This is a genomic window from Ruegeria conchae, assembly GCF_000192475.1.
GTDB classification, from domain to species: domain Bacteria; phylum Pseudomonadota; class Alphaproteobacteria; order Rhodobacterales; family Rhodobacteraceae; genus Ruegeria; species Ruegeria conchae.
The window spans coordinates 343,058-355,403 of the sequence record NZ_AEYW01000006.1 but is presented as its reverse complement, the minus strand read 5'-3'; the positions used below and the strand labels follow the sequence as shown (position 1 = coordinate 355,403).

10 protein-coding genes are annotated in these 12,346 nt (G+C 54.4%); 6 read left to right on the top strand and 4 right to left on the bottom strand.

The features are described from left to right. Positions 1–163 precede the first annotated feature (163 nt). Positions 164–916: a UMP kinase gene (pyrH, locus tag G7G_RS0106210; RefSeq protein WP_010439624.1), complete on the bottom strand. Its 753-nt coding sequence runs from the start codon at positions 914–916 to the stop codon at positions 164–166. 97 nt (positions 917–1,013) lie between these two features. On the opposite strand from pyrH, the gene miaA reads away from it, so the two are divergent. From miaA to G7G_RS0106185, 5 genes are all read left to right on the top strand, one after another. Beyond that, the gene (gene miaA, locus G7G_RS0106205; RefSeq protein ID WP_010439623.1) at positions 1,014–1,913 is read left to right on the top strand and encodes a tRNA (adenosine(37)-N6)-dimethylallyltransferase MiaA; all 900 of its coding nucleotides are present in this window, start codon (positions 1,014–1,016) and stop codon (positions 1,911–1,913) included. Between the two features lie 366 nt (positions 1,914–2,279). Then, positions 2,280–3,950: an ABC transporter substrate-binding protein gene (locus G7G_RS0106200; RefSeq protein ID WP_010439622.1), complete on the top strand. Its 1,671-nt coding sequence runs from the start codon at positions 2,280–2,282 to the stop codon at positions 3,948–3,950. Positions 3,951–4,069: 119 nt separating this feature from the next. Continuing rightward, a complete protein-coding gene (locus tag G7G_RS0106195) occupies positions 4,070–5,116 on the top strand; it encodes an ABC transporter permease (protein ID WP_010439620.1) in 1,047 nt (348 codons plus the stop codon). Between the two features lie 13 nt (positions 5,117–5,129). Further along, a complete protein-coding gene (locus G7G_RS0106190) occupies positions 5,130–6,593 on the top strand; it encodes an ABC transporter permease (RefSeq protein WP_010439618.1) in 1,464 nt (487 codons plus the stop codon). A 93-nt stretch (positions 6,594–6,686) separates the two neighbouring features. Continuing rightward, a complete protein-coding gene (locus tag G7G_RS0106185) occupies positions 6,687–8,774 on the top strand; it encodes a dipeptide ABC transporter ATP-binding protein (protein ID WP_010439616.1) in 2,088 nt (695 codons plus the stop codon). Positions 8,775–8,890: 116 nt separating this feature from the next. Here the strand turns inward: G7G_RS0106185 and G7G_RS0106180 are convergent, their stop codons facing one another. The 3 genes from G7G_RS0106180 to G7G_RS0106170 all read right to left on the bottom strand — a co-directional run bounded on the left by G7G_RS0106180 (position 8,891) and on the right by G7G_RS0106170 (position 11,643). Next, on the bottom strand, positions 8,891–9,877 hold the full coding sequence (locus tag G7G_RS0106180) for an MBL fold metallo-hydrolase (protein ID WP_010439614.1): 987 nt from the start codon (positions 9,875–9,877) through the stop codon (positions 8,891–8,893). Positions 9,878–10,005: 128 nt separating this feature from the next. Beyond that, positions 10,006–10,968 (bottom strand): LuxR C-terminal-related transcriptional regulator, encoded by a 963-nt coding sequence (locus G7G_RS0106175; protein ID WP_010439612.1) that lies wholly within the window; start codon positions 10,966–10,968, stop codon positions 10,006–10,008. A 96-nt stretch (positions 10,969–11,064) separates the two neighbouring features. Then, positions 11,065–11,643, bottom strand: a complete 579-nt coding sequence (locus G7G_RS0106170) for a lytic transglycosylase domain-containing protein (protein WP_010439608.1) — start codon at positions 11,641–11,643, stop codon at positions 11,065–11,067. A 207-nt stretch (positions 11,644–11,850) separates the two neighbouring features. Here G7G_RS0106170 and ssb point away from each other — a divergent pair, with 207 nt between their 5' ends. Then, the gene (gene ssb, locus G7G_RS0106165) at positions 11,851–12,336 is read left to right on the top strand and encodes a single-stranded DNA-binding protein (protein ID WP_010439606.1); all 486 of its coding nucleotides are present in this window, start codon (positions 11,851–11,853) and stop codon (positions 12,334–12,336) included. The last annotated feature ends 10 nt before the right edge of the window (positions 12,337–12,346 follow it).

Sequence of the window (12,346 nt, the reverse complement as noted above, 5' to 3'; positions counted from 1 at the left end):
GCTATGGCAGCAGTCCTTCTGATGGCAGCTTGCTGCAACCAAACAGGAACAGATAGTCAGACGAAAAAGATTAGGTCAAGTCACTGTGCTGATAACATTTTTCATATCTAGCGCCCAAAAAAGAACCGGGCTGCTTGACCCGGTCTATGTGCTAATTGATGCCCTATCCCTGGACTTTGGTATAGGTGCCCTCACCCGCCAAAATACCGCGGAACCCGCCGGGTTCATCCAGACCAAAAACGATCAGCGGCAGATTGTTGTCACGTGCCAACGCGATGGCCGATGCATCCATCACTCGCAGGCGTTTAGCCAGCACATCGTCATACGAAACGTTGTCATAACGTACCGCGTCCGAGTGTTCTTTGGGGTCCTTGTCATAAACGCCATCGACACCATTCTTACCCATGAAGATCGCTTGGCAGGCCATCTCGTTCGCGCGCAAAGTGGCAGCGGTGTCAGTGGTGAAATAGGGGTTCCCGGTTCCCGCCGCAAAGATGCAGACCCGTTTTTTCTCAAGGTGGCGTACAGCGCGGCGGCGAATATATGGCTCACACACTTCGTCCATCCGAATGGCCGAAATGACACGGGTGAAGACCCCGGCCGCCTCAAGCGCGGATTGCATCGCGAGCGCGTTCATGACCGTTGCCAGCATGCCCATGTAATCGGCGGTCGTACGCTCCATCCCCTGTGCCGAGCCGGAAAGCCCCCGGAAGATGTTGCCACCACCGATGACCATACAGATTTCGACACCCAGATCGTGTACCGATTTCACCTCTTGTGCGATGCGCTGGACGGTTGGAGGATGAAGTCCGAATCCCTGATCCCCCATCAGGGCCTCGCCCGAAATCTTCAACATGACGCGGTCATACGTTGTTTTCGGGGTCTCAGTGGTCTCGTCAGAAGGGGAAAGGCTCATGTTGCGCTCCGGGCTGGCACGGGTTTATTTTCCGGCGCAAAATGAAGCAAAACCTCCGCAGGTTCAATGCGGATAGTCAGGGATGAGGCAATCAGCGATGGCCGATACAAATGAGAACCGGCTTTGGACGCAGTTGCCTCCGATTCCTGATGACAAACCGGTGCTGATCGCTGGGCCTACGGCTTCAGGAAAGTCAGCGCTGGCGCTTTTGATCGCGCAGCGCTGCGGTGGTGTGATCGTCAATGCCGACGCAAGTCAGGTCTATGATTGCTGGCGCATCATATCTGCACGTCCCTCGATCGAAGAAGAAAAACGTGCCCCACATCTACTGTACGGGCATGTCGCATATGATCAGACTTATTCCACCGGACATTGGCTTCGCGACGTCACGCCTTTGCTTAAACAAAAACAGCGCCCTATCATTGTGGGGGGTACAGGTCTGTATTTCACTGCGCTGACCGAAGGGATGGCCGAGATACCTGCAACCCCTCCTGAAATTCGGGCCGAGGCGGACGCTTTATCAATAAGAAACCTGATCGAAGGTCTTGATCTTCAAACGCTGCAGAAAATCGACACCCAGAATCGAGCCCGTGTTCAACGCGCCTGGGAGGTTCAGACCGCAACCGGTCGCTCGCTTGCTGATTGGCAGGCTGATACACCCGCCCCGATTCTGGATCTGGGGAATACAGTTCCGATTGTATTCGACGTCGAAAAAAGCTGGTTACTGGATCGTATTAATCGTCGTTTCGATCAGATGTTGGATCAAGGTGCCATGGCCGAAGTGGCCGCGATGCAGAACCGATTTGACCCTTCTCTACCAGCCTTCAAGGCCATTGGCGTGCCTGAATTGATGGCATGCCTAGAAGGCCGCATGTCCCAGGAAGAAGCCAGGGACCGGGCAACAATAGCTACACGTCGATTTGCCAAACGACAACGAACTTGGTTTCGCGCCCGCATGAAATCCTGGCACCACATTGATGCCGCGTCTCATCAGTAAGGAGCATTCCTCGGGCATTGGAAGCAGTTGGATTTCTTAGTTTTCTCCCCAAAAAAACGACCGAATTTGTTGCAGCGTGACTGTCAATTCTATCCGCGGTGCTTTCGGCTAGTTGTGCGAACACACCACGAAATAATCCTGAATGGCTTACTTTTCCGCCTGATGTCGTTTTTGTACCATCAATGACGATTTCCGACATTGACGCCGCAATGAAACTGGTGCCGAATGGAGGTCATGGGGATGTTCAATAGTCAAGAAAACAAGCCTGCGGCCCGGTCAATCGATCCAATTAGTTGGCCGTAGCGCCCGTTTCAATCAATCACAACGCGAACTTTACCTAATAACTAGTGTCACAGGGAGACATCTATGAAAAACCAGACAATCAATGGAAAGCCGATGCACTGGGCGGCAGAGATGCATGCTCAAGAGTATCGCGACGGCAATCTGAGTCGGCGCGAGTTCATGGCGCGGGTAACCGCACTTGGCGTCGCCGTTCCGGCGGCATATGGCATGATCGGTCTGCAATCACCTGCTGCAGCGCAGGAGCCCCAGAAAGGCGGCACCATTCGCTACCAGATGGAAGTGCGCGCATTGAAAGATCCTCGCACCTATGACTGGACGCAAATTGCGACCTTCACTGCGGGCTGGCTTGAATACCTTGTCGAGTACAACAACGACGGTTCGTTCAAGCCGATGTTGCTGGAAAGCTGGGAAGCCAATGATGACGCCACAGAATACACGCTGAACGTCCGCAAAGGTGTGAAGTGGAACAACGGAGACGACTTCACCGCCGAAGACGTGGCGCGCAACATCGCTGGCTGGTGTGACTCATCGCTCGAGGGTAACTCGATGGCATCGCGCATGTCGTCACTGGTCGACGAGTCAACGCAGAAGGCAGCCGACGGCGCCATCACCGTTGTCGACTCGCACACCGTAATACTGAAATGCAACGCGCCCGACATCACAATCATCCCCGGCATGGCCGACTATCCGGGCGCCATCGTTCACAGCAGTTTTGACGCGAACGACATGCTCTCCAACCCCGTTGGTACGGGCTTCATGATCCCGGAAAGCCACGAAGTGGGTGTTAAGGGTGTATTGGTTCGCAACGAAGGCTTTGACTGGTGGGGCTATGAGGCCGGCAAGGGCGGCTATATCGACCGGATCGAGTTCATCGACTACGGCACCGACCCGGCGGCCTTCCTGGCAGCCTATGAGGCCGAAGAGATCGACATGAACTGGGAATCGGTCGGCGAGTTTGTCGACATCTTCGACGGCATCGGCCTCGTCCGCTCGGAAATTCCATCAGGCTTTACCATCGTTATCCGCCCGAACCAGTTGGCTGAAGATGCGAATGGCAACAAGATCTATGGCGACAAGCGTGTGCGTCAGGCTCTGGCTATGGCTGTTGATAACGAAGTGTGCTTGGAACTGGGCATGTCAGGCTACGGCATCCCCGCCGATAACTGTCATGTCGGTCCGATGCATCCGGAGTATGATTCAGCTGTGACACGCATACCGTATGATCCAGCGGGGGCGAAGGCCCTGATGGACGAAGCCGGAATGGGTGATTTCGAACACGAAGTTCAGTCGATTGACGATGACTGGCGTCGTAACACCACCGCCGCGGTGGTCGCGCAGTTGAACGACGCGGGCATCAAGGCCAAGCATACCGTTCTGCCGGGCTCGACCTTCTGGAACGACTGGACGAAATACGCCTTCTCGTCGACCAACTGGAACCACCGCCCGTTGGGCACTCAGGTTCTGGCACTGGCCTATAAGTCAGGCGTCGCGTGGAACGAATCCGGTTTTGCCAATGAAGAATTCGATACTCTGCTGGCCGAGGCAAACTCGATCGCAGATGTCGACAGACGTCGCGAAGTGATGGCCAAACTGCAGGCGATCATGATTGACGAGGGTGTGACCATCCAGCCCTATTGGCGGACGGCGATGCGCCACCATCGTGACAACATGGTGGGTGTTGAAAAACACATCGCCGACCTGCCGCAGTTGTACAAGTTCGGCATCATCTCCTAACCAAACATCAAAGGCCGCGCCGCTCTGGTGCGGCCTTTTCGTCCTGAACACGGCGACCATAATAACAGCAATGCATGAAGCCGTTTGGCATTCATGCTGGCCGACCAACAGGGGCTAATATGGGACTTTTCATTCTAAGGCGCGTCGGCATCATGCTGGTGACTGCACTGTGCCTGACATTCCTGGTCTTCTTTTTGACCAACCTCTACCCGAACCTCGAAAAGCTTGCGAAAACGCAGGGCAACTTCCGTATGTCGGATGAGCAAGTTGAGAGCTATCTGCAGAAAAACGGTTACCTCCAATCCACTCCGATCAAATACGGTGAATGGTTAGGGGTCTTGCCTTCGTATCGGCATACGAACGAAGATGGAACCGTTCAGGGCCGATGCATTCTGCCCGGGAAAACTGCTGAAGAGTCTCCCAGTTTCTGTGGTATCCTGCAGGGGTATTGGGGTTATTCAACGGTCTTCAAGGAAGAGGTTTCAACCGTAGTTGGAAACAGGCTGGCATTAACCGGGCGGTTGATGTTCTGGGTTATGCTGCTGATGGTCCCTTCGGCACTGATCCTGGGTGTTTTGGCCGGAATGAAAGAAGGTTCAGCAACCGACAGGACGCTGTCGACCTTTGCCATCACCACAACCGCAACCCCAGAATATGTTTCTGGTGTTATCTTCATAGCGATTTTCACTTCGTCCGCTGTCGGCTTGAAGTGGTTCAAGGGCACTGCCACACAAGCGATGGAGAACCCGACATTCGAGAACTTCTTCCTCCCGGTTTTGACGATTGCGCTTTACGGAATGGGCTATATCGCCCGGATGACCCGCGCCTCGATGACCGAGGTAATGACGGCGCAGTACATCCGGACGGCGCGCCTGAAAGGTGTATCGTTCTCGAACATCGTCATGAAACATGCGCTGCGCAATGCGCTGATCGCGCCCTTTACAGTCATCATGTTGCAGTTCCCATGGCTGCTGAACGGCGTGGTGATCGTCGAGACCCTGTTCAACTACAAAGGGTTTGGTTGGGCGCTGGTGCAGGCGGCAGGCAATAACGACATCCAGTTGCTGCTGGCGATTTCGGTCGTGTCGGTGTTTGTGGTGCTGGTGACGCAGCTGATTTCGGATATCGGCTATGTCTACCTCAACCCGCGCATTCGCATTTCTTAAGGAGGGTTAGATCATGGAACCACTTACCTGGACCGGCTCTATCGCCTTCCTCAACCCGCTACTGTTGCTGGCACTTGGGCTTTTGGCCTTGTCCATCGTTGTCTGGATGCTGGCAAGTATCGTTCTGCCCGAAGACCAAATGACAGTGAATCCAGACGGAACGCTGAGTTCGAGCTCGGGTCTTCGCAATCTAATACAAGCCGCGCTGCGCTATAGTTTCCTAGCTATTGTGGGTCTCGCAGTTGCTTATATCGTGTTGGGTATTCTGATGGGCACCAGCGCCGGTATCATTGGCGCCATATCCCAGCAGTTCCTGCCGGTTTGGCTGTCGCTGATCATCCTTTATGCGATGTCGATTGCGTTCAAACGCAAGCTTGGACTTTACGGCAAACTTTTCGACAGCCCCATTGGCATGATCGGCTTTGGCCTTGTGATGTTCTGGGTATTCACCGGGATTTTCGGCGCGCTCGACCTGATCGTCACCCATGACCCATTGGCTCAGCTCTCAGGCATGAAAAACAAGGTGCCGGGTACGCCTCTGGCCAGTTTGGAAGAGGGTCAATACGCCTGGTACCTACTGGGTGGCGATAACCTTGCACGCGACGTCTTCAGTCGCATGGTCAAGGGTGCCTGGATTGTTGTTCAAATCGCACCTCTGGCGACCATGTTTGCCTTCATGGTTGGTATCACTCTTGGTCTACCTGCGGGTTACTATGGCGGGCGGCTGGATACGCTTCTGTCGTTTCTTGCGAACCTGATCCTGGCCTTCCCAGTGATCTTGTTATTCTACCTGCTGGTCACACCCGAGATCGTTGCGACCGGCGTTCCTAATTATATGGCCGCCGTATTGTTCGTATTCCCAATCATCTTTCTGGGTGTTTTGCTGAATTCGCGGTACTACACACGGCCAAACTTTCGGACTCCGCTATTGATCGGAGTACTGGGCGTTGCGCTCTGGTTGTATCTCTCGCTGATTTCAACCAGCGGCTACATCATCAACACTGACAGCTACCGTATCTGGGGACTGCCGACCTATCTGGATCTCTTCGATATTCCGGGTGGTATTCTGGTGGTGTTTGTCTCGGTGGTCTTCGTGAACTCACCTACGGTGTTCCGCATCGTACGTGGCTTAGCGCTGGACATCAAAACCCGAGACTACGTGGCTGCGGCCCAGACCCGAGGTGAAGGCCCGTGGTACATCATGCTGTGGGAGATCCTGCCCAACGCGCGCGGCCCGCTGATCGTCGATTTCTGTCTGCGCATCGGCTACACCACCATCCTTCTGGGGACCTTGGGTTTCTTCGGGCTGGGTCTTCCGCCGGAAAGCCCGGATTGGGGGTCCACGATCAACGAAGGGCGTAAACTCTTGTCGATCTATCTGCACCCAGCCCTTCCGCCTGCGCTGGCTCTGTTGTCGCTGGTTCTTGGTTTGAACCTGCTGGCGGATGGTCTGCGCGAAGAAAGTCTGAAGGACTGATGTGATCGAGGCCGGGGGGCCAGCCCCCGGACCCCCCGAGATATTTTTAGCCAGATGAAGGGGATCCCCCGGACTCTCGCGAGGAGATACAAGATGAACAAACTGGCGGATTATGACGGGCCCATCCTGGAGATCGACAAGCTGTCGATCTCGTTCTTTACCCGTCTGCGGGAAATTCCGGCTGTGATGGATTTTTCGGTTAGCGTGCAACCTGGTGAGGCCGTCGGACTGGTTGGTGAATCCGGGTGCGGTAAATCGACCGTTGCCTTGGGCGTAATGCAAGACCTGGGCAAGAACGGCCGCATAGTCGGTGGTTCGATCAAGTTCAAAGGCCGCGATCTGAGCGAAATGTCCACAGAAGAGCTGCGCGACATTCGCGGCAATGAAATCGCAATGATCTATCAGGAGCCGATGGCCTCTTTGAATCCGGCGATGAAGATCGGCAAGCAACTGATGGAAGTTCCGATGATCCACGAAGGCGTCGGTGCGGAAGAAGCTTATTCACGCGCGCTTGAGGTGGTAACAGACGTGCGTCTTCCTGACCCCGAAAGGATGCTGAATTCGTTTCCACACCAGCTTTCCGGTGGCCAGCAGCAGCGGATCGTGATTGCGATGGCGCTTATGTCGAAACCGGCGTTGTTGATCCTGGATGAACCAACGACCGCTTTGGACGTGACCGTAGAGGCCGCAGTGGTCGAACTGGTCAAGGATCTGGGCAAGAAATACGGCACCTCGATGCTGTTTATCTCGCACAACCTCGGGCTCGTGCTGGAAACCTGCGATCGGCTGTGCGTCATGTATTCTGGTGAAGCGGTCGAGCGTGGTTCCATCAAGGATGTTTTCGACGAGATGCAGCACCCATATACGCAAGCGCTGTTCCGGTCGATCCCGTTGCCCGGAGCTGACAAGAACTCGCGCCCGCTGGTGGCGATTCCGGGGAACTTCCCCCTGCCCCACGAGCGGCCCCCGGGCTGTAACTTTGGCCCGCGCTGCGACTATTTCGAAGAAGGTCGCTGTGATGCCAAAGACATACTGATGGAAGCAGTGCCGGGAAATGACAGACACCATACGCGTTGTCTGAAATTCCAGGAGATTGATTGGAATGCGCCAATCACCGTGGGTGAGCAAAAAGAGAAAGGTGAAATCGGCCGGACTGTCCTGAAAATGGACAACCTCAAGAAATATTATGAGGTGGCTGCGAATGCCTTGTTCGGTGGGGGTGAGACTAAAGTGGTCAAGGCCAACGAAACCCTTAGTTTTGAGGCGCATGAATCTGAAACACTGGCCATTGTTGGCGAATCCGGTTGCGGCAAGTCCACTTTCGCAAAGGTGCTGATGGGCCTAGAAACTGCAACCGACGGTCAGATCCTGCTGGACAATCGCAACATCGAACAGGTGCCTATCGAAGAGCGGGACGCGAAGACCGTGGGCGAGGTTCAAATGGTTTTTCAGAACCCCTTCGATACGCTGAACCCGTCGATGACTGTCGGGCGTCAGATCATTCGGGCCCTAGAGATATTTGGCGTCGGTAATTCAGAGGCTGAGCGGAAAAAGCGGATGCTTGAGCTGTTGGACCTTGTCAAACTGCCGAGGGCATTTGCCGATCGCATGCCGCGCCAGCTGTCAGGTGGTCAGAAGCAACGCGTGGGAATCGCGCGCGCCTTCGCCGGAGACGCGAGGATCGTTGTCGCGGACGAACCGGTTTCGGCGCTGGATGTTTCGGTACAAGCAGCGGTGACCGATCTGTTGATGGAAATTCAGCGAGAACACAAAACCACTCTGCTGTTCATCAGCCATGACCTGTCAATCGTGCGTTACCTCAGTGACCGTGTAATGGTGATGTATCTGGGCCATGTGGTGGAACTGGGCACGACCGACCAAGTCTTTGCTCCACCATACCACCCTTATACCGAGGCGTTGTTGAGCGCGGTTCCGATCGCGGACACGTCAGTTGAGAAACAGCATATCGTTCTTGAAGGCGACATCCCTTCTGCCATGAACCCGCCGCCGGGCTGTCCGTTCCAGACACGCTGCCGCTGGAAGTCCGAAGTGCCAGATGGGCGGTGTGAGTCCCATGTACCCCCGGTTCAGACGCTTGCGGATGGACATCAGGTCAAATGTCACCTTGCCGAAGATATTCTGGCTAAAATGGAGCCTGTCATCAAAATTGCGGCCGAATAATTCCTCGTAAAAGAATGAAGAAGGGCCGGTCCTCGACCGGCCCTTTCGATTTGCGTCACGATTGTTGGGGGGACAGGAGACGCAGGTCGTGGGTGAGTGGCAGTTTCAGTTTGCAATCAACCCGTCATCACGTTGTTGCCGAAGTGCATGAACTCCTGATTCATGCCCGCTACATCCCCGGCTTCCAGCTTTAAGCTGGCGCTGTCGAGCATCTTGTAACTCTGCTGGCTTTTGACCCAATCGTCTGCCGCCTGCAGCGTCGTCAGCGTGTACGACGTAACCTCATTGAGGTAGTGTGTCGGGATGATGATTTTGGGCTTGAGCTTGGCGACAATATCATTTCCCTGATCGAAGCTTAGGATATGTTCTGACCCATCGACAGGCAAAGTCAGCACATCGACCTGCCCGATCGCATCCCAGAACTCCTGAGGCGGATTGTGACGGTTGTCACCCCAGATCAAGATGCGAATCCCGCCGGTTTCCACTAGGTAGACCACCATATCCATGTGGCCCACGTTGTTGGGCGGGCAAGCTTCGGCACCAAATTCGGCCAATGCGTTGGTCCATTCGTACCATCCCGGCGCAACGCAGGCATGTTTGTCAGCAAAGCCCGTGATCTTTAGGTCGGCAAACTCAAAATTCCCCGCCATCCTGTCCAAAACCATTGTGGAGCTAGGCCGTTCGATAGCGTCATGGTCAAAATGAGCATGAGTGGACATGGTTATGTCTACGGGGATCTGCGGAAATTCGTTGCGGAACCATAACCCCCATGCGCCCGAGGGATCATCCCGCCAAGGGTCGAATAACACGGTCGCTCCGTTTGGCGAGGTGATCTTGATGGCACAGTGACCGTAGTAGTCGATCCCAACAGTTCCCGTGCTGGCCTGCCCAGTCGAGCCCTGCAAATCAATCACATGATTGTTGTTGCCCGGCTGCAGCCAAGCCTGAGATTGTGCTTCGGCTGGTTTGCTACCCAGAAACGAAGCCCCTGCCCCAACGCCCGCAGCGCCAGCCGCCATAAAAAAAGACCGGCGTGAAAGGCCAGTTGCTAGAGTGTCACGTTCCCCGTTCAGAATAGTTGGCTTTAGATCTTTGCGATCCATCTTGATCCTCCCGATTGAGCGGGTGCGGCTGTATCCGCACCCTTCTGATCAGGTTAACAAGGTCTTCGTGGAAGGCTCAGATCAGAAAAATCTGGGGGGAATATGGGGGTAATCCCCATATTCCCAGATCACGAAATCGACAAAAGATGGCTGCGGAGGTTCTGATCCCGCCCTTCGAGTCCCAGTTTCCGGCGAATATTATTGCGATGAAAATCGATCGTTGATGTCTCGCGCGACATGGCCCGGGCTATATCTTTGGTGGTTTTACCGGACATGACCAACTGAGCGATTTCGATTTCCGTCGGCGTCATAACCGAAAACGCATCCGAGAGTTTGTCGGAAATCATCGTGGTGATGTCTTGCAGATTTCTCAATGCCAGTTCCAGATAAACTTGCGAGGCGTCACCTTCGGTCATTTGGCTATGCAACTTGTCCAGATACGGCAGGACCATCGAACGAACCCGTTCGACAATGTCCTGATCGCGTTCTTTCCGGTCGTCGTCCAGACTAGTCAGCAATACCCGAAGTGCAGTGTTGGTTTCTCGTAACTCACGTGTCCTCAACTCGACGCGATTTTCCAACTGGGCCAGTGTTTCATTCAGCTTTTCCTCTAGCGCGCGCCGCAGATAAACCTCTTGAATCAAAGCCAAATCCGACTCAACCATACGTGCAAACTGCGCTAGACCCTCACGGAATAGCAAAGCGCGGCGATTGCGGTGGCGATCCAGAACGCAGATGGTTCCGAAAACTGAACCATCCGGCCATTTCAGCGGAAAACCGATGTAAAAGGACATGCCATGCTCCATGTCCTCATTGTCACTCCAGGCTGGATCGCAAGTAGCATCTTCGACAACAAATTCGCCGTCTCGTTCAAGGACACCCTGACAATAAAGCTTAGGATTCAGGCGAAAATTCATGCCGACAGGGTACGGATTTTCCGGATGATCCGAGGTGATCAGGACCGCATGATCAGGTGCTTCGGTCTTCATGATCAATGTCGCTGGCACGTCCGCGAGTTGTGAAACTAGATCAACCAGGCGTTGCCAGTTGGCCATCGTTTCGGCTGGTATATCCGGTCGATCCTTGATCATTACAAACCGCACAAGTCTGAGAGCTATCTACCCAGACTAAGGCAGCGCTCTGTACTTGATCAAGAAACAGCCTCTCTGCGCCGCAGCACCGGGTTTTTAGCCGCCCCAGATCACTTTCACATAGTTCTGGGTCTCTTTGTAAGGTGGTATGCCGCCATGCTTTTCGACCGCTTTGGGGCCAGCATTGTACGCTGCCAAAGCAAGCCGCCAGGATTTGAACTTGCGATACTGCCACGACAGATAACGCGCGCCCCCTTCCAGGTTTTGGATGGGGTCATACGGATTGACACCCAGCAACCTAGCTGTCTGTGGCATCAATTGCGCAAGACCCAAAGCGCCCTTGTGCGATTCAGCATGCGGGTTCCATCCGCTTTCCTGTTGGACAAGTCGCAAGAACAGCTCTTCTGGCACATTATGCTTTCGGGCCGCATTCCGGGCGTGATTCAGATATTGGCCCCGATAATTTCCGGTGTATCGCTTGGCAAACTTCCCGTTCTCAGTTTTAGGTCTAAGCCGATCTGAATCGCGATACTGGCTTGCAGCACGACCGTCCAATACCTTGGATTGCTTCAGGAAAAGCGCCTTTCGATTCTTTGTTGAAAGGGTTTCCGCCTGCGCCGAAAAGGACACAAGGCAAACACCTAAAACAGAAATACCACCGATCAGAAACCGCATTAAAGCCAATCCTGCACCCTCAACAACCAGCCGAATTATAGTTAAATCAGCCGGAAATGAAAGCTTGGTTAAAGTTGGCCTAATATTTTCCCATTCACCGTTGCAGCATCAATCATGTTTTAACCAAGTCTCAGCCCGTATAGGGTCAGCAGCAGAACACAGCGCCAGATTCGGGCGCCATCCAGTCAGAGTAAAACGAGGGAATAAATGGCGGGTTCAGTCAACAAGGTCATTCTGGTCGGCAATCTGGGCCGCGATCCTGAAGTGCGGACGTTTCAAAACGGTGGTAAAGTATGCAACCTGCGCATTGCCACCTCGGAAACCTGGAAGGACCGCAATACCGGAGAGCGCCGTGAACGGACAGAATGGCACTCGGTCGCCATATTCAACGAAGGACTTGTACGCGTGGCTGAACAGTATCTGCGCAAGGGTTCAAAAATTTACGTCGAGGGGCAATTGCAAACGCGTAAGTGGCAGGATCAGTCCGGTCAGGATCGTTATTCGACCGAGGTAGTACTACAGGGCTTCGGCTCGACGCTGGTAATGCTCGATGCCCGCGGTGAAGGCGGCGGCGGTGGAGGCGGCTATGGCGGCGGACAAGCGGGCGGCGGATATGGCGACCCTTATGGCGGCCCCTCCAGCGCACCAGCCCCTGCGTCTGGCGGGATCGACGATGACGAGATTCCGTTCTAAACCAAGCGGA